Below are 24035 nucleotides of genomic sequence, written 5' to 3'. Positions count from 1 at the left end.
CCTGGAGGCAGCGATGACGGCCACGACGGTGGGGGTGCTGCGCGAGACCGTGCCCGGTGAACGCCGGGTGGCCCTGGTGCCCGACCTCGTCCCGGCCGTCGCTCGACTCGGTGTGACCGTCCTGGTCGAGTCCGGAGCCGGTGCACCGGCCGGCCACCACGACGCGGAGTTCCGCGCCGTGGGCGCCACCGTCACCGGTCGCGCCGAGCTGTTGCGCCGTGCCGATGTCCTGCTCGGCATCCACCCGCCGAACGTCGACCCGGCGCGCGAGCTGCGGCCCGGGCAGGTGCTGGCCGCGCTGCTGCGGCCGCAGCGGATCCCGTACCTGGTCCGGCAGTGGGCGGACCGCGGGGTGACGGCGATCGGCCTGGACCTGGCCCCCGACCTGCCCGCCGCCTACCCGCTGGACGCCGGGGCCTCCCAGGCCAGGGTGGCCGGGTACCGGGCAGTGCTGCTCGCCGCCGGGCACCTGGACCGCTGCCTGCCGCCCTGGGGCACGACGGACGGCCTGTTCGACCCGGTCCGGGTGCTCGTGGTCGGCGCGGGCCCGGCGGGGCTCCAGGCGATCGACACCGCCCGCCGCCTCGGCGCCCCGGTCGACGCCGTCGAACCGCGCCACCGCGAGCGCGCCGCGGCCGCGGCCCTGGGCGCTCGGCTGTCGGACCTGCCCGGGCTGGGCCCGGTCGCGGACGAGGGGGAGCCGGGGGAGTCGCTCGACCGGGACCGTTCGGCCTGGTCGGCGGCGCTGGCCGAGGCCGTCCCGCGGTACGACCTCGTGGTGACGGCCCTCGCCCTGCCGGGCCGGCCGCCGCCCGTCCTGCTGCGCGGGGCGACGCTCGCGCGGCTGCGGCGCGGCTCGGTGCTGGTGGACCTCGCGGCCGGCCCGGAGGGCGGCAACGTCGAGGGCGTCCCGCCGGGCACGACGACGGCGGGGGCCGGAGGCGGGGTCACCGTGATCGGCGCGGAGGACCTCGCGGCGCAGGCGCCCGGGACGGCCTCGCGGGCGTACGCGCACAACGTGCTGGCGCTGCTCGACCGGCTGACGCGCACCGGTTCGTCGGGCGCGGACCCCGTACTCGGCCCGATGCTGGTGACCGACCGGGGCGCCGTACGGCACGAACCCACCGCCCTGCTGCTGATGGCGGCGACCGCCGTCGCGGGCCTTCCCTGAGCGGTTCAGACGGCGTGCGAGAACAGCCCCGCGTGCCGGGCGATCGCCCCGGCGCGGTCGGCGCACTGCTGGTAGCAGCAGGACAGCAGCACGAGGTCGGTGACGTCGACCGGATCGGCGCCCTGCTCGCCGAGCAGCAGCTCGTACAGCAGCCGTTGCCGCTGCCCGAGCTCGTGCAGCCGCGTCAGCAGGTCCGCGACCTCCTCGGGCAACCCCGACTCCAGGGCGTCGGCGGAGCGGGCGACCAGGTCCAGCGCCGCGTCGGCGATCCCGACCAGGGGAGCCCGCAGCCGCTCGTCGAACGGCTCCCGCTCCTGGCGGGCCCAGGCCGCCTCCAGCAGCCGCTGGGCCAGCCGCCCGAGGGCCTCCACCTCGCACCCCACATGGACGCCCACCACGATGCCGGCCCGGCCGCCGGGCGTCGCGGCGGCGTCCTCCTCGACCCGGGTGAGCAGCTCCGCCAGGGCCTTCTCCGCGGCGGGGATTCCGGCGCCGCCGTCGGCCGGGTCCGTGAGCACGGCCGTCGCGCCGCCCAGCGCGGTGTTCGCCAGCCGTACCAGGCCGGCCAGCTCGCCGACCAGGGCGCGGTACCCGGTGCCTCCGCCGTCGGACATCCCGTCGTCTCCCGTCCTGCGGCCCCTCGACCAGTCTCGCTCCGAGGCCCCGGGGGCGCACGTGCCCGCGGGAGAGGCCGTGCCCGGGGGTGTGACGGGGGACTCCGGCGGGCCGAACTTCGCCACGATCGATGGCCGGTCGCTGCTGGTGGCGACGACCATCACGGGCGACGGGCCGTGCTACGCGACCAACGTCGCGTACCGGCTCGACACCCCGGTGGCCCGGGCGTTCCTCGCGCCGTTCGTCGCGCTGCCCTGACGGAACGCGGCCGTCCGGGCAGCCTCCTGCCGGGCCCGGACGGCCCGCAGGCCTCCGGGTGCGCCCTGCGTGGGCGCCGCGCGCGCCGTGCGGGTGTGACGGTCGGCTCCCGATCAGACGCCGAGGCCGACCGTCTCCGAGCGGTCTCCCGCCCGATCAGACGCCGAGGCCGACCGTCACCGAGCGGTCTCCCGCCCGATCAGACCAGGCTCGCGCCCCAGGCGCGGGCACGGTCGAGTTCACCGGTGCGCAGCGGCCCGTCGTTCTCCTCCACGATGAAGCCCTCGGGTTCGACGACCACGTCGTAGCGGTGGTGGGAGAGCCGGTGGGCGATGCCCTTGGCCGCGCCTCCGGCCCGGGCCATGTCGACCCGGGTGTCGAACGCGGCGGCATGGGTGCCGGACTCGGTCTCCGGGAGGTCGTGGAACCAGGCCCGCAGGCCCGGACCCTCGACCGTCTCCCGCGCCTCGGCCGCCTTCTCCTCCGCGCCCTCCTTGTGCCCCTCCACCGTGGCGGCCATCCGGCGGCTGAGCCCGGAGGACATGCCGTGCATGTGGGTCGGGCCGCCGACCACCAGCAGGTCCGCGGTCCGGGTGACGTCGGCGCGGGCCTCGGCCACCGGGATGCAGTCGACGGCCGCCCCGGGATCGGCCTGGTGCACGCCCTCGGCGATCGCCTCGGCGATCTCCCGGGTGTTGCCGTACATGCTCTCGTACACGATCACGGTGTGCATGGTCTCCACCTTTCGTCGTCTCCAGTCTTGCGCCCGAGCTCCACCGCCGAGTTGGGCCGTTCGGCCCGGACCGGTCGGCAGGACGGGCACGTCCGCGCAGGCTGGTGGCGGACGGGCCGGGACGCGGCCGGCCGGGCCCGGCGGGCGGGGACGTCAGCCTCCGGGACCGCACAGCCGGGCGGCCGCGAAGCCGACGAGCCCGGCGGCCACGGGGGCGGCGAGGTCGGCCCAGCCGAGCGGTTCGGTGGCGAGGACGTCGCGCAGGAAGGGCAGGTAGAGGGCGGCCACGGCGAGGGCGGCGGAGGCGAGGACGGCCAGCGGGAGGAAGGGGTTCGCGCGGGTCAGCAGCCGGTCGCGCAGGCCCAGGACGGTGCCGAGCTGGGCGGTCAGCAGGGCGAGGAACAGGACGGTCTGCCAGGGCCGGTCGTCGCCGTGGGCCCGGAGCGCCGCGCCGAGGGAGACGGCCGCGACGACCAGGCCGAGCAGCAGCACCCGCTGCCAGACGCCGGAGCCGAGGATGTGCTGGCCCGGTGGGCGCGGGGGCCGGGACATCGCGCCGGGGGAGACCGGCTCCGCGCCCATGGCCACGCCGGTGAGGCCGTGGGTGAGCAGGTTGATCCAGAGGATCTGGCCGGCGCGCAGGGGCAGGGCGAGGCCGAACAGCGGGCCGGCCAGCATCACCAGGATCTCGGCGCCGCCGCCGGCCAGGCCGAAGACCAGGAAGCGGCGGATGTTGTCGTAGACCCGGCGGCCCTCCTCCACCGCGCCGACCACGGTGGCGAGTTCGTCGTCGGCGAGGACCAGGTCGGCGGCCTGGCGGGCGACCTCGGTGCCGCGCCGGCCCATGGCCACGCCGATGTCGGCCTGTCGCAGGGCGGGGCCGTCGTTGACGCCGTCGCCGGTCATCGCGGTGACGGCGCCCCGGGCGCGCCAGGCCTGGACGATGTCGACCTTCTGCCGGGGATCGGTGCGGGCGAACACCCGGGTGCCGGTCGGGTCGGCGACCGCGCCGGTGACGAGGTCCCGTCCGGTCGCCACCGCCCCGGGCCCGGCGGACGCGTCCAGCAGCCCGATCCGGACGGCCAGGGCGCGGGCGGTGGCGGGGTGGTCGCCGGTGATCAGGACGGGCAGGATGCCGGCCCGGCGGCAGGCGGCCAGGGTGGCGGCCGCGGACTGCCTGGGCGGGTCGGCCATCGCGGTCAGGCCGAGCAGCCGCATGTGGTGCTCGGCCGCCTCCGGTGGGTCGGGTACGTGGTCGACGTCCCGCCGCGCCACGGCGAGCACCCGGTAGCCCTCGGCGGCGAGGTCGGCGGCCGCGTGCCGGGCCCGTTCCAGCAGCTCCGGGGGCTCGGCGAGGACGACGGGGTCGAGGACGGCCTCCGGGGCGCCCTTGAGGCAGGCCGACAGGGTGCCGTCGGGCCCGCGGTGGAGGGTGCTCATCCGCTTGCGGGTGCTGTCGAACGGCGTCTCGGCGACCCGGGGGAGGTCTTCCCGCAGCCGTTCGTGGTCCAGCCCCGCCTTGCCGGCGGCGGTCAGCAGGGCGGCCTCGGTGGGATCGCCGAGGGCCCGCCACTCGGTGTCGCGGGCCGCGGGCGGGCGCAGTGCCGCGTCGTTGCACAGGACGGCGGCGGTGAGCAGCGCCTTCGCCTCACCGGGGGCGGCCCCGTCGAGCAGGACCTCGCCCGCGGGCCCGTAGCCGAGGCCGGTCACGGTCGCCGTGGAGTGCGGTGTCCAGAGGCGCTCGACCACCATCCGGCCCTCGGTGAGGGTGCCGGTCTTGTCGGTGGCCAGCACGGTGACCGAGCCGAGCGTCTCCACGGCCGGCAGCCGTCGGACCACGGCGCGGCGGGCGGCCATCCGGCGGGCGCCGAGGGCGAGGGCGAGCGTGACGACGGCGGGCAGCGACTCCGGTACGGCGGCGACCGCCAGGCTGATCGCGGTGACCGCCATCTCGCCGGGCGGCTGGTTCCGGACCAGGCCGAGGACGAAGACCAGCGCGCACAGGCCCACGGCCACCGCCGCCAGCACCCGGCCGAGCCGGGCCAGCCGCCGCTGGAGCGGGGTGGGTTCGGGCCGGGGGCGCAGCAGCGCGGCGATCCGGCCGAGCGCGCTGTCCGCGCCGGTGGCGGTGACCGTGGCCAGGGCCCGGCCGCGCAGGACGACCGTGCCCGCCCACAGCACGCCGTCCGCGGCCTCCTTGGCCACCGGCAGGGACTCGCCGGTCAGCATCGACTCGTCGAGCAGCAGGGCGGCGGCGTCGAGGATCCGGGCGTCGGCCGGCACGATGTCCCCTTCGGCGAGCGCCACCACGTCGCCCGGGACGACCTCGGCCGAGGGGACCTTGCGCGGTTCTCCGTCGCGCACCACCCGGGCCGCCGGGGCGGAGAGCCGGGACAGCGCCGCGACGGCGCTCTCCGCCCGGACTTCCTGCACCACGCCCACGGTGGTGTTGACCACGATCACCAGGGCGATGACCACCGCGTCCGGGTGGTCGCCGATGGCCAGCGTCAGGGCGACGGCCGCGAGCAGCACGGTGATCAGCGGGTCGCGCAGTTGGGCGGCCACCCGGGCCCACAGCGGCACCCGGCGGTCGGCGGCGACCTCGTTGCGGCCGTGCTCGGCGAGCCGTCGGGCGGCCTCGGCGCCGGTCAGCCCACGCGTCCGCGGATCGACGGTGACGGTCACGAGGGCGGTCCGTCAGTCGGCGAACAGGTGCGGGTTCGGCAGGATGCGTTCCGGGGCCGTGGGCTCGTGGGCGAAGTGGTGGATCCGGGCGTCCGGCCCGGGGAAGTACTCGGTGACCCGGTCGTCGTCGGACCAGCGGACGTCGTACGGCGGGCTGCCGTCCGGGTGGTGCAGGCCGACGATCTCGCCGTCCCTGCGGGCCGCGCCCGGCCGGGTGCCCTGGACGATGATGCGGTCTCCCACGGCGGCTTTCATGCCCGCCTCCCTGGCTCGGTGCGGGGCCCGGGCCCGTGGCCCGGGCCGTCCGTACTTCCATGGCACCACCGAACGGGCGTTTCGGCAGGGGCCGGACGGTCCCCGGAGGCGGGACCGGTCCGGCCCGGTCCGGGACCAGCGGCCGGTGGACCGCGGCCCGGGGGCCCAGGGGAGCAGGGCCGTCAGGCCCTCGGCGGCGGGCGGCGGGCCCGGGAGACTGATCGGTGAGAGAGCCGTTCCGGCACCGAGGAGACGCGTCATGTCCGCCGCAGCCGCCACGCACAGGCCTCCCGCCTCGCACACGACCCTGCGCGGGCACGTTCGCCGGGCCGCCGGTCGGGACCACAACCCGCTCTGCCGGCCGATCGACCGCACGTACAGCCGCCTGGTGGCGTCGGCGGTCCTGATGGCGCTCGCCTCCTTCGTCCTGGGGGTGGTGGCGGCCCTGCTCGTCCACCACGTGGAGACGGCCGACGCGCGGGACGTCGCCCGCGACCGGCACGTCGTCACCGCCGTCACCACGGGTGCGGCCCAGTCGGTCGACCCGCGTGCGGGTCTCGCGCGGGAGCAGGCCCCGGCCCGCTGGACGTACCCGGTGGGGCCGGAAGCCGGCAGCGTCCCCGTGCCGGCGGGCACGCCGGCCGGGACGGCCGTGGCGGTCGGGCTGAACGGCGCCGGACTGCCGGTCGACGCGCCCCGGTCGGGCGAACTGATCGTCGCGGACGCCGTCCTGGTGGGCCTGGGCACGGTCCTGGTGCTCGCGCTCGGTGCGGACGGCTGGTTCGCGCTGTGCCGACACCGGTTGGACCGCCGGGCCGAGCGGGGTTGGGAGTCCGCCTGGGAGCAGGTGGAGCCGCGCTGGTCCGGGCGGCGGTGAGCGGCCGCTTCCCGGACCGCGTCTTCCGAGGCCGCGTCTTCCCAGACCGTGCATTCCGAGGCCGCGTCTTCCCGGACCGCGTCTTCCGAGACCGTGCATTCCGAGGCCGCGTCTTCCGAGGGCCCCGTCGCTCAGAGGTGGAAGAGCCTCGTCTCGCCGGGCCGGACCGTGGCCGTGCTGCCGCGCAGGCGGATGCGGACCGGCTCCTGACGGTCCTGGTGCAGGCTCACCGTGACGGTGTGGCGTTCGACGGCGACGTTGAGGCCCCAGTGGCCCCGGTAGCGCAGGTCCAGCTCCAGTCGGCCGAGGGCGGAGGGCAGGCGCGGGTCCAGCCAGAGGGCGTCCTCGCGGACCTCCAGGCCGGTGTAGCAGCGCTGCAGCAGGTCCACGGCGCCCGCCATGGCGCCCAGGTGGACGCCCTCGGCGGTGGTGCCGTGCTGGCTGTCCCTGAGGTCGGCGACCAGGGCGTCACGGAAGTGGTGCCAGGAGGCGCGCCGGTCGCAGCGGGTGAGCACCCAGGCGTGCACCACCGAGCTGAGGGTCGAGCCGTGGACGGTGCGCCGCAGGTAGTAGTCGGTGGTGCGGCGCAGCAGTTCGTGGCCGGCGGGGTGGCCGAGGCGGCGCAGCAGGTCGCGGACCTCGCGGGCGGAGAACAGGTACCAGAGCATCAGCGCGTCGGCCTGTTTGGAGGCCTTGTAGCGGTTGACGGTGTCGCCCTCGGCCTCCATGATCCGGTCGAGCCGGCGCAGGTCCGGGTAGCGGCGCCGGTAGGCGGGCCAGTCGAGTTCGGCGAGGCGCTCGTAGCCGTCGAACTGGCTCAGGACGCCGTCGTGGAACGGGACGTGCAGGTGCCGGCCGACCTCCTGCCAGCGGTCCAGCTCGGTGGCGTCGAGGGTCAGGCGCTCGCGCAGCTCGTCGCGGCGGTAGCCGGGCAGGACGTCCAGGGCGTCCTGGGCGCGGGCCAGCACCCAGGACGCCAGGACGTTGGTGTACGCGTTGTCGTCCAGGCCGGGCCGGGCCTCCCAGGGGTAGGCGTCGTGGTACTCGTCGGGGCCGAGCACCCCACGGATGGACCAATGCCCCCGGGTCGGGTCGTGGACGGCCGTGGAGGACCAGAACCGGGCGATCTCCAGCAGCGTCTCGGCGCCGGCGGTGGCGAGGAAGTCCCGGTCCCCGGTGGACTGGTAGTACTGCCAGATGTTGTACGCGACGGCGGAGCCGACGTGCCGCTGGAGGTGGCTGTGGTCGGGCAGCCAGCGGCCGGACAGCGGGTTGAGGTGCAACTGCTGGGACTCCTCCCGGCCGTCGCGGGCGCTCTGCCAGGGGTAGGCCGCGCCGCGCACCCCGAGGGCCCGGGCCTGGCGTCGGGCGGCGTCGAGTCGGCGGTGGCGGTAGCGGAGCACGGCCCGGACGAGTTCCGGGAAGCGGAGGTTGAGCAGCCGCAGGACGAACAGCTCGTCCCAGAAGACGTGCCCCCGGTACGCCTCCCCGTGCAGCCCCCGGGCCGGGATGCCGACGTCCAGGTCTACGGAGTGCTCCGAGTAGGTCTGGAGCAGGTGGAACAGGTTCAGGTGCAGCGGGCCGGCCCCGTCGAAGTCCGCCTCGATCCGGCAGCGGCGCCACAACTCCGCCCAGCGCAGGGCGTGTTCGGCGAGCAGCCGGTCGAACTCCCCGGCCTCGGCGGCGAGCAGCCGGGAGGCGAGCAGTGGGGTCTCGACGGCCCGGTCGCGGGAGGTGTGCACGGCCACGGTCTTCGTCACGGTGACGGGGCGGTCGGGGGTGGCCTCCAGGGTGAGGAGGTGGGCCACCCATCCGTCGCGGACCTCGGCCGTCCGGGCGAGCTCGCGGTCGGCCCCGGTCCGGGCGCACAGGGCGATCCGCAGCGGCGAGTTGACCGTGTCGGCTTCGAGTCGGAGCAGACCGCTCTCGTCCACCCCCTGACCGGCCGGGACGAGGTGGCGCCCGGCCAGTCCCCGGTAGCGGGCGACCCCGGCGTTGGTGACGCGGCCGTCCAGTCCCGAGCGGACCTCGAGCGGGCCGGACCAGTTCTCCGGGGTGAGGGTGCTCTCCAGTGCCAGCAGGTGCGGCCGGGCCTGGCTGGCCAGGCGGCGCTGCACCAGCCGGGTCCGCCGCCCCTGCCCGTCGACCACCAGGGCCGTGCGGGTCAGCAGCCCCCGGCGCAGGTCCAGCTCCAGGGTCTGCTCGGCGGGCGGGCCGGTGAACCACTCGCCGCCGACCGGGCGGAAGGTCAGCGGCAGCCAGTTCGGGCAGTTGACCAGGTCCTCGTTGGTCACCACGTGTCCGGCGACGACCGACTCCGCGCGGTCGTAGCAGCCGGCCAGGTACGTCCCCGGGTAGTGCACCCCGTCGGCGACCGACTCCGGCGCGGCGCCCCGGCTGACCAGGTAGCCGTTGCCGACCGCGCACAGCGCCTCGCGCTGGCCCTCCTCGGCCGGGTCGAAGCCCCGGTAGCGGAGGGTCCACGGGTCCGGCATGTCCGGGTACCCCGCGGTCGGGTCTGCTGCCACGGGCCGACCTCCGTGCCGAGTGGTTCGACTCCAGTGTGCGCACGGGGGCGCCGGGCCGTCGCGCCGTCCGCCTGCCGCTCGCCGGTCATCCGCCGTCCGCCGCCGCCCGACCGGCCCGGGCCGGTAGGCCCTTCCCCCGGCCGGGGCGGGCGTGGAGCCTGGGAGACGGAGACAGGAGGTGTGCCATGTCCACCGTCCACCCGCTCGGCAGCGCCGAGGCCCTGCTGGCCGACGGCACCACCGTCGAACTCCGGCCGCTGCGGCCGGACGACCACCCGGCGGTGCTCGACCTGCACACCGCCGGGATGTCCGAGGAGAGCCGCCGGCTGCGGTTCTTCGGCGTCAGCCGCAACGCGCCGCGGCAGGCCGCCGACCGGCTGTGCGGGCCGCCGCGAACCGGCCTGCTGGCGATCGGCGCCTGGGTGGGGGAGGAACTGCTCGGAGAAGCGGACTGCGAGCTGCTGGACGACCCGCCCGAGACGGCCGAACTGGCCCTCGCGGTGGCCGACCGCTGGCACCACCGGGGCGTCGCCACCCTCCTGCTGGAGCACCTGGTGCACGCCGCCCGGGCCGCCGGCGTCCGCTTCTTCGAGGCCGACACCCTGGGCGGCAACCACGCCGTCCACCAGGTCTTCGCCGACCTCGGCCTGCCCGTCGAACGCCGGTACGCGCAGGGCGAGGTCAGGATCCGGGTGCCGCTGGACGAGGGCGACGAACGCTACCGCTCGGCGGTGGACGAGCGTGGCCGCAGCGCCGACCTGGCCAGCCTCGCCGCGTTGCTGCGCCCGGCCTCGGTCGCGGTGGTCGGGGTGTCCCGGCGGGAGGGCTCGGTCGGCCGGACCGTCTTCGGGAAGATCCGGCGGGGCGGCTTCGCCGGTGCGGTGTGGGCGGTCAACCCGCACGCCGGCGAGATCGACGGCGAGCCCTCGTACCCGTCCGTCCGCGCGCTGCCCGCCGTGCCGGACCTCGCCGTGCTGGCCGTGCCCGCCGGCGCCGTCCCCGGGACGGCCGAGGAGTGCGGTGCCGCCGGGGTGCGGGCCCTGGTGGTGCTCACCTCCGGGCTGGGCGCCCAGGAGGCCCGCGGGCTGATGCGGGCCTGCCGCCGGCACAGCATGCGGCTGGTCGGACCGAACAGCCTCGGCATGGCGCAGACCGACCCCGCCGTCCGGCTGGACGCCGAGTTCGGCGGCGCCTTCCCGCGGCCCGGCAGCGCCGGGGTCGCCGTGCAGAGCGGCGGCGTGGGGATCGCCCTGCTGGCGCGGCTGGCCTGGCTGGGCATCGGCGTGTCGAGCTTCGTGTCGCTCGGCGACAAGTACGACGTCAGCGGCAACGACCTGCTCCAGTGGTGGGAGGCCGACGGCCGCACCGACCTCGCGCTGCTCCACCTGGAGTCCTTCGGCAACCCGCGGGCCTTCGCCCGCACCGCCCGCCGGGTGACCAGGAGCGTCCCGGTCCTGACCGTCGACGCCGGACGCTCCACCGCGGGCCGCCGGGGCGCCGCCTCGCACACCGCGGCCGCCGCCACCCCGACCGTCACCCGGGAGGCGCTGTTCCGGCAGGCGGGCATCACGGCCACCCGCAGCATCGACGAACTCGTCGAGGCGGCCGCCCTGCTGCGCTCCCAGCCGCTGCCGGCCCCGCGCGGCGCGGTCGCCGTGGTCTCGAACGCCGGCGGCATCGGCATCCTCGCCGCGGACGCCTGTGCCGACGCCGGCCTGGAACTGCCGGAACTCCCGGCGGAACTGGGCGAGCTGCTGCCGCCCGGCGCCTCCGTCCGCAACCCGGTGGACACCACGGCGGCGATAGGGCCGAACGAACTCACCTTCTTCCTGCGGGCGTTGGAACGCCAGGAGGCCGTCGACGCGATCCTGGTGTGCCTGGTGCCGACGGCACTGGGCAGCACCCCCGCCCAGGACCCGGTGCGCGCCCTGCTGGAGGGCCCGGCCCGGCGCCGCGTCCCGATCGCCGCCGTGCTGCTCGACCAGCAGGTGCCCGTGCGCTACCGCACCTGCGCCGACGGCGGCGTGCTGCCCGCCTACTCGGACTCCGTCGCCGCCGCCCGCGCCCTCGGCCACGCCCGGGACCGCGCCCGCCGGCTCGCCGAAGCCCCGTCCCCGCCCGCCGCCGCCCCGGACTGTGACCGCCGCGCCGCCCGTAGCCTCATCGACGGACACCTCACCGCCCACCCCGACGGCGGCTGGCTCGACCCGCTGTCCACCGCCGATCTGCTGGAGGCCTACGGACTGCCGCTGACCACCTCGGTGTGGGCCCGCGACGAGCACACGGCGGCGGCCGCCGCGCGCGGGCTGCGTCTGCTCGGCCACGACCACGAGGTGGCCCTGAAGGCCTACTGGCCCGGGCAGGTGCACAAGAGCGCGCTCGGCGCCGTCCGCACCGGGCTGGGCACCGACGGCGAAGTACGCGACGCCTACCGGGAGTTCGCCGAGCGGTTCGGTCCGCAGCTGGCCGGAGCGGTGGTCCAGCCGATGGCCGCGCCCGGTGTCGAGCTGCTCGCCGGCATCGTCCAGGACCGGGTCTTCGGACCGCTGGTGGTGCTCGGGGCCGGCGGCACCGCGGCGGACGTCCTGGCCGACCGGTCCGCCCGGCTCGCCCCGCTGAGCGAACGCGACCTGACCACCATGGTCGACGAGCTGCGCAGCGCGCCCCTGCTGTCGGGCCACGCCGGGGCGCCCGCGGTCGACCTCACGGCGGTCCGCTCCGTCCTGGCCCGGCTCTCCCGCCTCGCCGACGACTTCCCGGAACTCGTCGAGGCCGACCTCAACCCCGTGATCCTGCGCCCCGACGGCGCCGTCTGCGTGGACGCCCGGGTACGCCTGGAACGCCGTCCGTCCTTCGACCCCTACCTGCGCAGGCTGCGCCGCCCGGCAGCCGCCGAAGAGGAGTGAGCCCGGCGACGCACGGCATCCTCGACGGCCGGTCGCGGAGCCCGGCAGTCCCCGGCCCCGCCGCCCGCCGACTGACCGGTCCCGGCCCCGCACCGAGCCGGCGCGCCGGCATGTGGCAGATTTGCCCGTGCCCGCGCGCCCGCGCGGGCGTGGTCCGAGACGACGAGGAAGCCGATGACCAGAGTCCCCGAGGACGTCGACACCCCGGACATCATGGTCGATCTGGAGGTGCTCCGGCGCAACGTCGACCGCATGGCGGCCGGGCTGCGGGCCAAGGGCCTGCGGCTGCGCCCGCACGCCAAGACCCACAAGATGCCGGAGATCGCCGGGCTGCAGCTCGCCGCGGGGGCCGTCGGGCTGACGGTGGCGACCATCGGGGAAGCCGAGGTCTTCGCCGAGCACGGCGCCACCGACCTCTTCATCGCCTATCCGCTCTGGATCGGCCCCCGTCAGGCGGAACGGCTGCGGCGGCTCGCCGCCGGGGCCAGGATCGCGATCGGAGCGGACTCCGCGGAAGCCGTCGCGGCAGCCGGTCGGCAGCTGGGCGACGCGGCCGGTGACATCGAGGTCCTGGTGGAGATCGACAGCGGCCACCACCGCAGCGGTGTCCTCCCGGCCGCGGCCGTGGCGGTGGCCCGCGCGGCCGCCGCCGCCGGGTTCCGGGTCGGGGGAGTGTTCACGTTCCCGGGCCACGGCTACGCGCCGGACATGCCCGAGCAGGCGGCGCGGGAGGAGGAGCAGGCCCTCGGACGGGCCGCCGAACTGCTCACCGCCGCGGGATTCGACGTCACCCGGGTGAGCGGCGGATCCACCCCCACCGCGGAGCTGGCGGGAACCTCGGCGATCACCGAAGTACGGCCGGGCGTCTACGTGTTCGGTGACGCCCAGCAGCTCGAACTCGGACGGTGCGCGATCGCGGACATCGCGCTGACGGTTGCGGCGACCGTCGTCAGCCGTCACGAAGGAGACGGCACCGCACCCCGGCGGATCGTCCTGGACGCGGGCAGCAAGGTCCTCGGTGGCGACCGGCCCGCCTGGGCCACGGGCTTCGGCCGGCTCATGGACGAGCCCGACGCCCGCATCACGGCCCTGTCCGAGCACCACGCCACCGTGGTCTGGCCCGACGGCGGCGAGCTGCCCGCCCTCGGCGAGCGGCTGCGGGTGATCCCCAACCACGTCTGCGTGGCGGTCAACCTCGTCGACGACGTCGCGGTCGTCAGCGGCGGCGAGGTCGTGGGCCGCTGGCGCGTCGCCGCACGGGGCCGGAACTCCTAGGAGCCGGGCCCCGGCTCAGATCGGCAGGTCCCAGCCCGGGCCGTCCTCCGTACCGATCCACACCCGTTGCCCGGCAGGTGAGACCGTGATCCCGAAGCCCTGCTGGTGCGGCTCGCCGGCCCGTTGCCAGAGGTGTACGGCGTCCTCGACGCGGTCCCACAGCCGCAGTGGGCCCCGCTGGGTGACGGTCCAGCCCCCGTCGGGACGGGGTGTGGTGCGGGCCTGGGAGCCGGTGGCGACGTCGGAGAGGATCTGGGTCGCGCCGCTGCCCATGCGTTCGGCGGAGGGCGCGGCGAGCTGGGCGACCCAGCTGCCGGTCCAGGTGTCGATGACGGCCGGGTCGATCAGGCTCGGCCGTTCGTCGCCGGGCAGCATGGCGACGGTCGAGTGGGGCGGGCGGTCGTGCGGGCGGGCGATCATGAAGCTGGTGTAGCCGGGCAGGAACCGGCCGGTGGCTTCGCCGGTGCCGGTCACGGTGAGCTCCGCCAGGCCCGAGGCGTAGCTCCAGCCGGACAGGGTGACCAGGATGCGCCCGCCCGGCCTCACCTGGTGGAGCCAGGGCATCGGCAGGTAGCGGACCGAGCAGGTGGCGATCAGCCGGTCGTAGGCGCCGCCGTCCGGGTCGCCGCGCAGCCCGTCGCCGACGACGAGGCGGGGCGCGTAGCCGGCGGTGCGGAGTGCGGCGGCGGCGCGTTCGGCGACCTCGGGGTCGTACTCGATGCTGGTGAGGTTGGCGTCCCCGAGCCGGTGTGCGCCGAGGGCGGTCGAGTAGCCGGTCCCGGTGCCGATCTCGAGGACGCGGTGTCCGGTGTCCGTTCCGAGCCGCTGCCACATTCCGAGGACGAGGGAGGGCAGGGTGGAGGAGGACGACGGGGCGCCGACCACCGGCTGCCCGCCCGCGTCGTCCGCTCCGGTGCGACCGTCGAGTTGGGTGATGAGCGTCCGGTCGGTGTAGACCCCCTCCAGCCAGCCGGGGTCTCCCCGCCGTACCGCCCGGTAGCCGGTCGGGTTGCTGCCTTCGACCGGGAGGAAGTACGACCCGGCGAAGACCTCGCGGGGAACCGCTTCGGCCGCCTTGATCCATGCGGGGTCGGACAGCGCGCCGTTCTCGGCGAGGCCGGCCGCCAGGGCGGCGCGCAGCTCTTCGGACGTGCTCATGCGTCAGGGCCTCTCAGTAGCTCGTCGGCGAGGGCGTGGGCGATGCCGTCGGTGGTCCCGGGCGGTTGCCATGCCCACTGGCCGTTGGGGTTGCATTCGAGGAAGGACCAGCTGCCGTCACCCGTCACGGCGAAGTCGAACGCCCCGAACACCAGTCGGAAGTGGCCGAGGTAGCGGAGCACGGACCTCGCGACCGGCTCGGGCACGGCGATCGGTGTGCAGGTCATCAGGTCCTGCCGGCGGCGCCAGTCGAGGTCCGGGCTGTCGATCCGCACGCCGAACAGCCGGTCGCCGACGGCCGTCACCCGGACGTCGAACGCCTTGGGAACCCGGGCCTGGAACATGTGCGGGCAGGCCCGGATCGCGTCCGTGATCTCCTGCGACCCGACCTCCCGCACCCACACGGCCCGCGGCTCACCGTCGACGGAGTACGGGGTGTTCCACACGGGCTTGTAGACCGCTCCGGCCGGCCGGCGCGCCACGAAGTCCCGTGCCTCCTGCGGGTCGTTGGTGATCAGGGTGTCCGGGACGGCGAATCCGAAGCGCTGTGCGGCGGCGAGCTGCGCGGGCTTGTGCTCCGCGGCGCGGTTGGCCCACGGGTGGTTGACGTAGTGCGCTCCGGGAAGGGAGGCGAGGATGCCGCCCGCGCCCCACGCGGACTGCGAGGCCGCGAAGCGGCGTTCCTGGCCGTCGAGGTCGACCGGCCCCTCGTACGGGGAGGCCCTGCGCACCCACACGGCCCCCACCTCGGTGAGGTCGAGCGTGCGGCTCCGGGTGCGCAGGGTGCCCCGCTGGTCGCCCGTACGGAACGAGGCGGTCAGCGAGGCGCCCGTGTGCAGGTCGGTGCCGGGGTCGAGACGGACCACGGTGGCGCGGCGGTGCGCGAGGACGCGCAGGACCACGTCCGCGGTGACGTCACAGGGGTTGGTCAGCACCAGCACCGGCCGGCGGCGGCGATGTGTCAACTGCCGCTCTGGTCCTGGTCGTAGGACTCGGTGCTGTCGGCGTCGTTCGCACCGCCCGGCCCGGCCCCGTCGCCGGGGCGGGTGGTGGTCGGGGTGAGCCCGCTGGTGCTGGTGCCGTGGGAACCCAGTTCCACCGTTCGGCCGTTCTCGTCCACGACGACCGCGATCTGCGTCTCGGGGTCGATCACGGGCGTGAGCGCCGGGAGCGTGGCAGTGGTGGCCGCGTACGGCTCCATCCTGCCGATGCCCCACGGTACGGGCGTCTGCGTCATGCATCCTCCTCGTATCGATGGTGCCGGTTCACTGGCCCATCACTCTGCCGATCCGCGGGGATGCTTTCAAGTCCGCTCCGGCGGACGGAATATGCCAGGTTGACGCGGCCGGCTCCGCCCCTCACCACAGCCGTCCGGCCGAGGTCACCGGATGAGCACCCGCTCGCCGGAGCGGGGCACCACGGCCGTCCAGCCGAGTTCGCGGTCGATCCGGTCGCGCAGGGCCAGGGAGCCTTCGGGCTCCCCGTGGACGAGGTAGACCGCGCTCGGCGGCTGCGGGGAGGGGCGCAGCCAGTCGATGATCTCGGGGGCGTCGGCGTGCGCGGAGAAGGCCGGGACGTCGACGACCTCGGCACGGACCGGGACGTAGGTGCCGTACATCTTCAGGGCGCGGGCGCCGTCCACCAGGTCCCGGGCGCGGGTGCCGGCGGCGGCGTAGCCGACCACGACGACCGTGTTGCGGGCGTCGGGCAGCAGCCGGCGCAGGTGGTGGACGACGCGGCCGCCGGTGGCCATGCCGGAGGCGGAGACGATGACGGCGGGGCCGTGGGTGTGGTCCAGGGCGAGGGAGTCCTGGAGCGAGTGGACCAGGGTGAACGGCTCCGGGTCCAGGGCGGCCGGGCCCTCGGAAGCCGTCGCGGACCAGCCGGGGGAGGTAGCCGCAGTGATCCAGGTGGGCGTGGGTGAGCACGACGGCCCGGACGTCGGCGGGGTCGAGGGGCAGCGGGCGGCGGTTGCGGCGGCGCAGTTCGGCCAGGCCCTGGAAGAGCCCGCAGTCGATCATCAGGCGGGCGTGGTCGGTCTCGACCAGGAACTTGCTGCCCGTCACGGTGCCGACACCGCCGAGGAAGGTCAGCAGGCCGGGCCTGGGTGTGCCGGTGTCCGTCGTCATGGCCGCCTCCCGAGGGCTCCGACGTCCCTCCCATCGTCCTGCCGACCGGCCGCGCTGTCCTGGGGCCGGAACGGCCCGACGGCATGGACCGACCGGCCCTGTCCGGGGGCTGCGGAGGCGCGGACAGTGAAGACGGGACCACCGGAGGAGGAGTGAGGACGATGCAGCACCGCAGCGTCAACGACGTGATGACCCACGAGGTCGTCACCGCCCGGCCCGACACGCCGGCCAAGGAGGTTGCGGCGCTGTTCCACCGCAACGACGTCACCGCGATCCCCGTCGTCGACGACCAGGGCCGCCCGCTCGGCATGGTGTCCGAGGCCGACCTGATCCGCAAGGAGGCCGTCCTGCCCGATCCGGAGGGACGCTACCCGGGCCGCTGGCTGGCGGAGAAGGACCGCGCCCGCGCCGAGGCGGAGACGGCCGGCGGCCTGATGACCAGCCCCGCCGTCACCGCCCGTCCCGGCTGGTCGGTCCCCGAGGCCGCGCGCGCCATGGACAGGCACAAGGTCAAGCGCCTGCCCGTGGTCGACGAGGTCGGCCGCCTGGTCGGCATCGTCAGCCGCAGGGACCTGCTGCAGGTCTTCCTGCGCCACGACGCGGCGATCCGGGACGAGATCAACCACGACGTGCTGGGGGAGGCCCTGTGGGCCGCTCCCGGAGACGTCCGGGTCGCGGTGGACGACGGCGTGGTCACCCTGAACGGGAGGTTGAGGTTTCGGAGCCTGGTCCCCGTCGCCGAACGGCTCTGCCGCGCCGTGGACGGCGTGGTCGCCGTCCACGCCACCCTGGACTGGACCGAGGACGACACCGACCGCTCCGTGGAACACCCCCGCGCCTACCGCGCGGCATCGTAGGAGGCCGTCATGACCCGTACACCGAGCACCGTCGCCGACGTCATGACCCACGCGGTGGTGGCCGTCGGCCGCGACGCGGTCTTCCGTGAGGTCACCGACACCCTCCAGCGCTGGCGGGTCAGCGCCGTCCCGGTCCTGACCGGCGACGGGCGGGTGATCGGGGTGGTCTCGGAGGCCGACCTGCTCAACGCCGGGGACCGCGACGGCGCGCGCGCCGCCGCCCTGACCGCCGGGCGGATGATGTCCGTCCCGGCGGTCACCGTGCACCCCGGCAGCCCGCTCAACGAGGCTGCCCGGGCGATGGCGCGCGGCCACCTGAAGCGCCTGCCCGTGGTCGACGAGGAGGACTACCTCGTCGGCATCGTCAGCCGCGGCGACCTGCTGAAGGTCTACCTCGAGGACGACCGCGAACTCGCCGACCGGGTGCGCTTCGAACTGGTCGCCACCCTCGGCCCCGGCGCCGGTGTGGGTACCGACGTCCGGTCCGAGAACGGCCGGATCACCCTGACGGGCGAGCTGCCGGACACCGTGTCCGCGCCGATCCTGGAACGGCTGGTCGGCTCGGTGCCCGGCGTGGTCGGCGTCGAGCTCCGGCTCGCCGCCCCGGCCTGAGCCGGCGGCGGACCCGGCCGTGCCCGCCGCCGGCGGGGTGCTCCCGGCCCGAGCCGGGCGGAGGCTCCCCGGAGGGCCTCGCCGCCGCCTCCGGTGCCCGGTCGCCGTCGTTCCGTGCGGCGGTGGCGGCGGCGCGCTGCGCGGGCGGGGGCAGGGGCGGGCGCGGAGAATCGGTGGTGTCAGCGGCCCCGCGCACCCCAGGAGCAGGCCATGGACACGCCCCAGCCCGTACGGGTGTTCCTGCTGGACGACCACGAGGTGGTCCGCCGGGGGGTGCGCGACCTCCTGGAGGCCGAGCCGGACCTGGAGGTCGTCGGCGAGGCCGGCACCTGCGCCCAGGCCCTCGCCCGCGTACCGGCGCTGCGCCCGGACGTCGCGGTGCTCGACGTCCGGCTCCCGGACGGCGACGGGGTGAGCGTCTGCCGGGAGCTGCGCGACCGGGTACCCGGACTGGCCTGCCTGATGCTGACCTCCTTCGACGACGACGACGCCCTGCTCGACGCGATCATGGCCGGGGCGGCCGGCTACGTCCTCAAACAGGTCAAGGGCACCGAACTCGTCGGCGCGGTCCGCACGGTGGCCTCCGGTCAGTCGATGCTCGACCCGGCGACCACCCGCAAGCTGATGGAGAGCCTGCGCCACCACGAGGAGCACGAGGAGAGCGAGGCCGACGCCGCGATCGCCGGGCTCACCCCACGCGAGCGGGAGATCCTCGCACTGGTGGGGGAGGGCAGGACGAACCGCCAGATCGGCCAGGAGCTGTACCTCGCCGAGAAGACCGTGAAGAACCACGTCTCGCGCCTGCTCGCCAAGCTGGGCGTCGAGCGCCGCCTCCAGGCCGCCGTCATCGCCGCCCACGCCGAGCCCGAGCAGCACCACCACCAGCACCCGCACCCGCACTGAGCCCCGGCGGGGGCCGGGCGGGCCCGGAGGAGGAGCCGAACGGCCCAAGCGGTGGGCGGGCCCCGGTCGCATGGTGGAGGTGACCGACCTTCCGCCGCGGCTGAGGAGACGGCGATGATGTACTGGGACGACGGCGGCATGAACGGTTGGGGCATCGGCATGATGACCGTGAGCATGCTGCTCTTCTGGGCGCTGGTGGTCCTCGGCGTGATCGCGCTGGTCCGGTACCTGGGCCGCACCGCCCCGCACGGCCCGGCGGTGTCGCCCCCGCCGGCCGCCCCGCCGCCCGCGCGGCCCACCCCGGAGCAACTGCTCGCCGAGCGCCTCGCCCGCGGCGAGATCGACCCCGACGAGTACCGGGCCCGACTGGCAACCCTGCACGGCGGCGTCGGCGACCCGCCCGCCTCCGGCTGACGACGGACCCCAGGAGGCGGTCATGTCCACCTTGGCCCTCGACGCTCCCGCGCTGGAGAAGCTCGTCTCCGCGGCGGTCGCGGCACCCTCGATCCACAACAGCCAGCCCTGGCGCTTCCGGCTCCAGCCGGACACCTCGACCCTGGAGGTCCGGGCGGACCACAGCCGGGCCCTTCAGGCCGCCGACCCACAGGGCCGGGCGCTGCACATCTCCGTCGGCGCGGCCGTCCTCAACCTACGGGTCGCCGCCCGTCACCTCGGCTGGGCACCCGGGGTGCGCCTGCTGCCCGACCCCGCCGAGCCCGAACTGCTCGCCGCCGTCGCACTCGACACCCCGGCGGGCGCACCGGCCCCGGACGCCGAGAAGCTGTACGACGCGATCTGGCGCCGGCACACCATCCGCACACCGTTCACCGACGTACCGGTCCCGAGGGCCGTCCTCGGCGAACTGACCGATGCGGCCCGCGCCGAGGACGCCGCGCTCCACCTGCCCGACCACGCGGAGACCGCCCGGCTGCTGCACCTCACCGCCGAGGCCGAGCGCCGCAACACCACCGACGAGGCCCAGCGCACCGAGAGCCGCAGCTGGATCCGCACCGGTGACGCTCCGCCCTACGGCATCCCGGTCGGCGCGCTCGGCCCCCAGGACACGGCCGGGCTCCTGCCGATGCGCGACTTCTCCGCCATCCACGCGGCCGAGCACCAGACCCCCGCCCGCTTCGAGCACGAGCCCCGCCTCGCCGTCCTCACCACCGACCGCGACACCCCCGCGGACTGGCTGCGGGCCGGCCTCGCCCTGGAGCACGTGCTGCTCGCCGCCACCGTCCACGGCGTCCGCGCCTCCCTGCTGCACCAGGCCATGGAATGGCCCTACCTGCGCTGGGAGGCCCGTGACCCGCACCAGCGCCCCGGCTTCGTCCAGATGCTGATCCGCCTCGGCTACGGCTCCGAGGGCGCCCCGACACCTCGCCTGCCGGCCGCCGAGGTGTTGGAGTGACGTCTACCGCAGCGGCACCCGCCAGAGCAGCTCGGTGCCGCCCCCGGGGCGGCTCCGGGTGGCGAAGGTGCCGTCCAGGGCGGCCGCCCGGTCGCTGAGGTTGGCGAGGCCGCTGCGCCGGCCGCTCCCGCGGATGCCGACCCCGTCGTCGGTGACCGTCACCGTCAGTTCGTCGCCGGCGGCCACCGTGACGTCCACCGAGCCGGCACCGGCGTGGCGGGCCGCGTTGGACAGGGCCTCCTCCAGGACGGCGACCGCCGCGTCCGCGACATCGGCGGGCACGGTGACGTCGAGCAGGCCGGTCATCCGCAGGGCCGGGGCGAAGCCGAGGGAGCGGGCGGCCCGGTCGACGACCTCGACGATGCGGGCACGCAGACCGCTCGCCGCCGGGCCGCTCTCGCGCAGGCGCAGGCCGAAGATGGTGGCGCGGATGGTCCTCGCGGTCTCGTCCAGGTCGTCGATGGCCCGCAGGACGCGGGAGGTCGCCTCGGGGTGGTCGATGAAGCGGGTGGCGCCCTGGAGGGTCATGCCGGTGGCGAAGAGCCGCTGGATGGCCAGGTCGTGCAGGTCGCGGGCGATCCGGTCGCGCTCCCGCAGCAGGGCGACCTGCTCGGAGTCCCGGCGGCGCTCGGCCAGCTCCATCGCCACCGCCGCCTGCCCCGCGAAGCCCAGCAGCGGACCGGACTCCTCCTCCTCGAACAGCGGTGCGCCGGCGGCCCGGGCCAGCAGCAGCACACCCCGGATCCCGCGCTCGGTGGTTCCGACCGGTACCGCGACCGCGGGCCCCAGCCCCTGCCAGCGGGGCGGGCCGGCCGTGATCCGGGGATCCCTCAGCACGTCGGGGCTCACCACGAGCCCGCCGGTCCGGTAGGCCGCGCCCATGAACGAACCCTCCACCGGCAGCACCAGACCGCGGTGCTCCCGCTCGCCGAGGCCCACGGCGATCCGTGCCTCCAGTTCGGCGGTCTCCGGCAGCGGCACGGCGACCACGGCGAGGTCCGCTCCGGCGATCTCGGTCGCGCGGGAGAGCAGCAGGTCCTGCACCTCCTGCTCGGCGCTGCCCGACAACAGGCTGCTGGTCACCTCGGCACTCGCCTCCAGCCAGCGCTGCCGCCGGCGGGCCCGGGCGTAGAGCCGGGCGTTGTCGATGGCGACCCCGGCGGCCACCGCGAGGGTGGCGAGCACCGACTCGTCCTCGGCGTCGAACTCGCCGCCGCCGCGCTTCTCGGTCAGGTAGAGGTTGCCGAACACCCTGTCCCGGATCCGGATCGGCACCCCCAGGAAGCTGCTCATCGGCGGGTGACCGGCCGGGAAGCCGTAGGAGGCCGGGTGGTCGGAGAGCCGGCCCAGCCGCAGCGGCGCGGGGTGGCGGATCAGTTCGCCGAGGATCCCGTGCCCGGACGGGAACGCGCCGATCAGCTCGACCTGCTCGTCCGTGACCCCGACCGGGATGAACTGCGACAGCCTCAGGTCCTCGCCGATCACGCCGAGCGCGCCGTACCGCGCGTCCACCAGCGTGACCGCCGCCTCCACGATGTGCCGCAGCGCCTGGGACAGCTCCAGATCCCGCCCGACCGCGAGCACCGCCTCCAGCAGGCTGTGCACCCGGTCCCGGGTGCCGCGCGCGGCGTCCAGCCGGGCCTGGAGCTCTTCCAGGAGTTCGTCCAGCCGCACGTTCGGCACGGGGGCGGGACTCTCCGACGCGCTGCCCAAGGGGACCTCCGTGGCTCGCCCCCCGATGCCCACTGACCAGCGTAGGCACGTCCGCCGAGGAGCAGCGCGCAACGGGGTCCATCGGCCCACCGGGAGCACCCCACCGGCCCCCTGGCGACGAGCCCGGCCGCGGGGAACGCTGGAAGTACGAGCGGAACCGGTCCGGCTCCGCCCAGGCCAGCCCTCCGAGAGGAGCGACCGCCGCCATGAAAGCGCTCACCTACCACGGACCAGGCCGGCGCACCTGGGGCGACGTCCCTGACCCGACCGTCCGCGACCCGGAGGACGCCGTCGTCCGGGTGGACGCGGTGACCATCTGCGGCACCGACCTGCACATCCTCAAGGGCGACGTCCCCGAGGTCGGGCAGGGCCGCGTCCTCGGCCACGAGGCCCTCGGCACCGTCACCGAGACCGGCCCCGGCGTGCGCACCGTCGCGGCCGGCGACCGGGTGCTGATCTCCTGCGTCTCCGCCTGCGGCCGCTGCGCCTACTGCCGCGCCGCGAGCTACGGGCAGTGCACCGGCGGTGGCGGCTGGATCCTCGGCCACCTCGTCGACGGCTGCCAGGCCGAGTACGTCCGCACCCCCTTCGCGGACACCTCGCTCTACAGGCTCCCCGAAGGCGTCCGGGACGAGGACGCCCTGCTGCTCGCCGACATCCTGCCCACCTCCTACGAGGTCGGTGTCCGCAACGGCCGCGTCAGCCCCGGCGACACCGTCGCGATCGTCGGCGCCGGACCGATCGGCCTCGCCGCCGTCCTGACCGCGCGGCTCTACAGCCCCGCCCGCATCATCGTCGTCGACCTCGCCCGGAGCCGCCTCGACGCCGCCGAGCGCTTCGGCGCCGACACCGTCCTCACCTCCGCCGAGGCCACCCCCGACGCCGTCCGCAAGCTCGGCCGCGACGGGCTCGGCGTCGACGTCGCCATCGAGGCGGTCGGCGTGCCCGAGACCTTCGAACTGTGCGCCAGCCTGGTGCGCCCCGGGGGCCGGGTCGCCAACATCGGCGTGCACGGCCGGTCGGCCGTGCTGCACCTGGAGGACCTCTGGATCCGCGACGTCACCATCACCACCGGCCTGGTCGACACCAGCAGCACCCCGATGCTGCTCGACATGCTGGCCGCCGGCCGGCTCGACACCGGCGGGCTGGTCACCCACCGCTTCGGCCTCGACGAGATGCAGGAGGCGTACGACGTCTTCGCCGACGCGGCCGACACCGGCGCCCTCAAGGTCGCGCTGTTCCGGACGTGATCGCCGTGTACGCAGGAGCCGCCACCATGACCGACCGTCCCGACCCGGCCGACATCGCCCACCGGATCGACCAGCGGCGCCGGCAACTCGGCCTGAGCGAGGGAATGCTGGCCCACCGGGCCGCGATGTCGCCCGCCTACCTGAGGCAACTCCTCTGCTCGGGGCCCGAGTTCGACCCGCCCGGGTTCGTCCGGGTCACCGCCGTGCTCGGCATGACCTGGCCCGAGCTGCTGTCCGGGCGGCGCCCGGACGCGCCACCCGGGCAGACCGACGCCGAACCGCGCGCCGGGCTCCGCCGCCTCACCGAGCCGCAGTGCTGGGAACTGCTCGGCACCCGGGGCATCGGCCGGATCGGCCTGCCCGGCTCGTCGTCGCCCCTCGTGCTCCCGGTCAACTACGTGGTGGACGCCCGGACGATCGCCTACCGCACCGCGCCCGGGGGCGCGGCCGCGCCCGACGAGGGGACGCCCGTCTCCTTCGAGGTCGACCACATCGACGAACACCGCCGCCAGGGCTGGAGCGTCCTCGTCCTCGGCGAGGCCCACCACGTCGACACCCCGGAGGAGGAGCGGCACCTCTCCGCCCTCCCGGGCGCCGCCCCCTGGGCCGGCGGCCCCCGCCCCCTGTGGGTGCGCGTCCGCCCGGCAGGCGTCACCGGCCGCCGCGTCCAGGCGGGGTGATCCCTCGCCGCGGCGACCG

The 24035-nt window shown here is 75.7% G+C and carries 21 protein-coding genes and 1 pseudogene; 12 read left to right on the top strand and 10 right to left on the bottom strand.

The genetic code is table 11. From position 1 onward, the window contains the following. Positions 1–13: 13 nt before the first annotated feature. Complete coding sequence (locus ACIQ87_RS35865) at positions 14–1171, top strand: NAD(P) transhydrogenase subunit alpha (protein WP_402415387.1); 1158 nt, start codon at positions 14–16, stop codon at positions 1169–1171. A 5-nt stretch (positions 1172–1176) separates the two neighbouring features. Here the strand turns inward: ACIQ87_RS35865 and ACIQ87_RS35860 are convergent, their stop codons facing one another. Further along, positions 1177–1785, bottom strand: a complete 609-nt coding sequence (locus tag ACIQ87_RS35860; RefSeq protein ID WP_402415385.1) for a hypothetical protein — start codon at positions 1783–1785, stop codon at positions 1177–1179. Between the two features lie 79 nt (positions 1786–1864). Between ACIQ87_RS35860 and ACIQ87_RS35855 the strand changes: the two genes are divergently transcribed. After that, positions 1865–2044, top strand: a complete 180-nt coding sequence (locus ACIQ87_RS35855) for a hypothetical protein (protein WP_402415382.1) — start codon at positions 1865–1867, stop codon at positions 2042–2044. Positions 2045–2243: 199 nt separating this feature from the next. Here the strand turns inward: ACIQ87_RS35855 and ACIQ87_RS35850 are convergent, their stop codons facing one another. The 3 genes from ACIQ87_RS35850 to ACIQ87_RS35840 all read right to left on the bottom strand — a co-directional run bounded on the left by ACIQ87_RS35850 (position 2244) and on the right by ACIQ87_RS35840 (position 5717). Beyond that, positions 2244–2777 (bottom strand): flavodoxin family protein, encoded by a 534-nt coding sequence (locus ACIQ87_RS35850; protein ID WP_402415380.1) that lies wholly within the window; start codon positions 2775–2777, stop codon positions 2244–2246. A gap of 153 nt (positions 2778–2930) precedes the next feature. Beyond that, positions 2931–5462: a cation-translocating P-type ATPase gene (locus ACIQ87_RS35845; protein WP_402415377.1), complete on the bottom strand. Its 2532-nt coding sequence runs from the start codon at positions 5460–5462 to the stop codon at positions 2931–2933. Positions 5463–5474: 12 nt separating this feature from the next. After that, positions 5475–5717, bottom strand: a complete 243-nt coding sequence (locus tag ACIQ87_RS35840; protein WP_402415374.1) for a DUF1918 domain-containing protein — start codon at positions 5715–5717, stop codon at positions 5475–5477. A 259-nt stretch (positions 5718–5976) separates the two neighbouring features. On the opposite strand from ACIQ87_RS35840, the gene ACIQ87_RS35835 reads away from it, so the two are divergent. Further along, complete coding sequence (locus tag ACIQ87_RS35835) at positions 5977–6594, top strand: hypothetical protein (RefSeq protein ID WP_402415373.1); 618 nt, start codon at positions 5977–5979, stop codon at positions 6592–6594. A gap of 131 nt (positions 6595–6725) precedes the next feature. Here the strand turns inward: ACIQ87_RS35835 and ACIQ87_RS35830 are convergent, their stop codons facing one another. Then, entirely contained in the window at positions 6726–9089 is a 2364-nt protein-coding gene (locus tag ACIQ87_RS35830; protein WP_402415427.1) for a glycoside hydrolase family 65 protein, read from the bottom strand. Positions 9090–9307: 218 nt separating this feature from the next. Here ACIQ87_RS35830 and ACIQ87_RS35825 point away from each other — a divergent pair, with 218 nt between their 5' ends. Further along, the gene (locus ACIQ87_RS35825) at positions 9308–12028 is read left to right on the top strand and encodes a GNAT family N-acetyltransferase (RefSeq protein ID WP_402415372.1); all 2721 of its coding nucleotides are present in this window, start codon (positions 9308–9310) and stop codon (positions 12026–12028) included. Between the two features lie 174 nt (positions 12029–12202). Then, complete coding sequence (locus tag ACIQ87_RS35820) at positions 12203–13303, top strand: alanine racemase (RefSeq protein WP_402415370.1); 1101 nt, start codon at positions 12203–12205, stop codon at positions 13301–13303. Positions 13304–13318: 15 nt separating this feature from the next. Here ACIQ87_RS35820 and tgmC read toward each other — a convergent pair whose 3' ends face one another. The 4 genes and pseudogenes from tgmC to ACIQ87_RS35800 form a co-directional block, all read right to left on the bottom strand. Continuing rightward, on the bottom strand, positions 13319–14461 hold the full coding sequence (tgmC, locus tag ACIQ87_RS35815; RefSeq protein WP_402415367.1) for an ATP-grasp peptide maturase system methyltransferase: 1143 nt from the start codon (positions 14459–14461) through the stop codon (positions 13319–13321). Continuing rightward, positions 14458–15426: an ATP-grasp ribosomal peptide maturase gene (gene tgmB / locus ACIQ87_RS35810; RefSeq protein ID WP_402415364.1), complete on the bottom strand. Its 969-nt coding sequence runs from the start codon at positions 15424–15426 to the stop codon at positions 14458–14460. Before tgmB ends, tgmC begins: the two co-directional genes overlap by 4 nt. Beyond that, positions 15423–15698 (bottom strand): putative ATP-grasp-modified RiPP, encoded by a 276-nt coding sequence (gene tgmA, locus ACIQ87_RS35805; RefSeq protein WP_402415362.1) that lies wholly within the window; start codon positions 15696–15698, stop codon positions 15423–15425. The genes tgmB and tgmA overlap by 4 nt, the downstream gene beginning before the upstream one ends. A gap of 144 nt (positions 15699–15842) precedes the next feature. Beyond that, positions 15843–16590, bottom strand: a pseudogene (locus ACIQ87_RS35800) (MBL fold metallo-hydrolase RNA specificity domain-containing protein). A gap of 161 nt (positions 16591–16751) precedes the next feature. On the opposite strand from ACIQ87_RS35800, the gene ACIQ87_RS35795 reads away from it, so the two are divergent. The 5 genes from ACIQ87_RS35795 to ACIQ87_RS35775 all read left to right on the top strand — a co-directional run bounded on the left by ACIQ87_RS35795 (position 16752) and on the right by ACIQ87_RS35775 (position 20373). Next, on the top strand, positions 16752–17447 hold the full coding sequence (locus tag ACIQ87_RS35795; RefSeq protein WP_402415359.1) for a CBS domain-containing protein: 696 nt from the start codon (positions 16752–16754) through the stop codon (positions 17445–17447). A gap of 9 nt (positions 17448–17456) precedes the next feature. After that, the gene (locus tag ACIQ87_RS35790; protein WP_402415356.1) at positions 17457–18059 is read left to right on the top strand and encodes an HPP family protein; all 603 of its coding nucleotides are present in this window, start codon (positions 17457–17459) and stop codon (positions 18057–18059) included. Between the two features lie 210 nt (positions 18060–18269). Next, positions 18270–18962: a response regulator gene (locus ACIQ87_RS35785; RefSeq protein WP_402415354.1), complete on the top strand. Its 693-nt coding sequence runs from the start codon at positions 18270–18272 to the stop codon at positions 18960–18962. A 114-nt stretch (positions 18963–19076) separates the two neighbouring features. Further along, positions 19077–19376, top strand: a complete 300-nt coding sequence (locus ACIQ87_RS35780) for an SHOCT domain-containing protein (protein WP_402415351.1) — start codon at positions 19077–19079, stop codon at positions 19374–19376. 22 nt (positions 19377–19398) lie between these two features. Continuing rightward, the gene (locus ACIQ87_RS35775) at positions 19399–20373 is read left to right on the top strand and encodes an Acg family FMN-binding oxidoreductase (RefSeq protein WP_402415349.1); all 975 of its coding nucleotides are present in this window, start codon (positions 19399–19401) and stop codon (positions 20371–20373) included. 3 nt (positions 20374–20376) lie between these two features. On the opposite strand, the gene ACIQ87_RS35770 is transcribed toward ACIQ87_RS35775, so the two are convergent. Next, complete coding sequence (locus ACIQ87_RS35770; RefSeq protein ID WP_402415347.1) at positions 20377–22086, bottom strand: GAF domain-containing sensor histidine kinase; 1710 nt, start codon at positions 22084–22086, stop codon at positions 20377–20379. Positions 22087–22292: 206 nt separating this feature from the next. Between ACIQ87_RS35770 and ACIQ87_RS35765 the strand changes: the two genes are divergently transcribed. Both ACIQ87_RS35765 and ACIQ87_RS35760 read left to right on the top strand, forming a co-directional pair. Continuing rightward, a complete protein-coding gene (locus ACIQ87_RS35765) occupies positions 22293–23336 on the top strand; it encodes a zinc-dependent alcohol dehydrogenase family protein (protein ID WP_402415345.1) in 1044 nt (347 codons plus the stop codon). 26 nt (positions 23337–23362) lie between these two features. Then, positions 23363–24016, top strand: a complete 654-nt coding sequence (locus ACIQ87_RS35760) for a pyridoxamine 5'-phosphate oxidase family protein (RefSeq protein ID WP_402415342.1) — start codon at positions 23363–23365, stop codon at positions 24014–24016. The last annotated feature ends 19 nt before the right edge of the window (positions 24017–24035 follow it).

This window comes from Kitasatospora sp. NPDC096204, assembly GCF_044763205.1.
GTDB lineage: Bacteria > Actinomycetota > Actinomycetes > Streptomycetales > Streptomycetaceae > Kitasatospora.
Note: the sequence above shows the minus strand (reverse complement) of the source record. Positions and strands in the feature narration are given on the sequence as shown.

Coding starts and splice junctions, on each gene's coding strand:
- ACIQ87_RS35865 (WP_402415387.1), top strand. CDS start 14: ATGACGGCCACGACGGTGGGGGTGCTGCGCGAGACCGTGCCCGGTGAA.
- ACIQ87_RS35860 (WP_402415385.1), bottom strand. CDS start 1,785: ATGTCCGACGGCGGAGGCACCGGGTACCGCGCCCTGGTCGGCGAGCTG.
- ACIQ87_RS35850 (WP_402415380.1), bottom strand. CDS start 2,777: ATGCACACCGTGATCGTGTACGAGAGCATGTACGGCAACACCCGGGAG.
- ACIQ87_RS35840 (WP_402415374.1), bottom strand. CDS start 5,717: ATGAAAGCCGCCGTGGGAGACCGCATCATCGTCCAGGGCACCCGGCCG.
- ACIQ87_RS35835 (WP_402415373.1), top strand. CDS start 5,977: ATGTCCGCCGCAGCCGCCACGCACAGGCCTCCCGCCTCGCACACGACC.
- ACIQ87_RS35830 (WP_402415427.1), bottom strand. CDS start 9,089: ATGCCGGACCCGTGGACCCTCCGCTACCGGGGCTTCGACCCGGCCGAG.
- ACIQ87_RS35825 (WP_402415372.1), top strand. CDS start 9,308: ATGTCCACCGTCCACCCGCTCGGCAGCGCCGAGGCCCTGCTGGCCGAC.
- ACIQ87_RS35820 (WP_402415370.1), top strand. CDS start 12,203: ATGACCAGAGTCCCCGAGGACGTCGACACCCCGGACATCATGGTCGAT.
- tgmC (WP_402415367.1), bottom strand. CDS start 14,461: ATGAGCACGTCCGAAGAGCTGCGCGCCGCCCTGGCGGCCGGCCTCGCC.
- tgmA (WP_402415362.1), bottom strand. CDS start 15,698: ATGACGCAGACGCCCGTACCGTGGGGCATCGGCAGGATGGAGCCGTAC.
- ACIQ87_RS35795 (WP_402415359.1), top strand. CDS start 16,752: ATGCAGCACCGCAGCGTCAACGACGTGATGACCCACGAGGTCGTCACC.
- ACIQ87_RS35790 (WP_402415356.1), top strand. CDS start 17,457: ATGACCCGTACACCGAGCACCGTCGCCGACGTCATGACCCACGCGGTG.
- ACIQ87_RS35785 (WP_402415354.1), top strand. CDS start 18,270: ATGGACACGCCCCAGCCCGTACGGGTGTTCCTGCTGGACGACCACGAG.
- ACIQ87_RS35780 (WP_402415351.1), top strand. CDS start 19,077: ATGATGTACTGGGACGACGGCGGCATGAACGGTTGGGGCATCGGCATG.
- ACIQ87_RS35775 (WP_402415349.1), top strand. CDS start 19,399: ATGTCCACCTTGGCCCTCGACGCTCCCGCGCTGGAGAAGCTCGTCTCC.
- ACIQ87_RS35765 (WP_402415345.1), top strand. CDS start 22,293: ATGAAAGCGCTCACCTACCACGGACCAGGCCGGCGCACCTGGGGCGAC.
- ACIQ87_RS35760 (WP_402415342.1), top strand. CDS start 23,363: ATGACCGACCGTCCCGACCCGGCCGACATCGCCCACCGGATCGACCAG.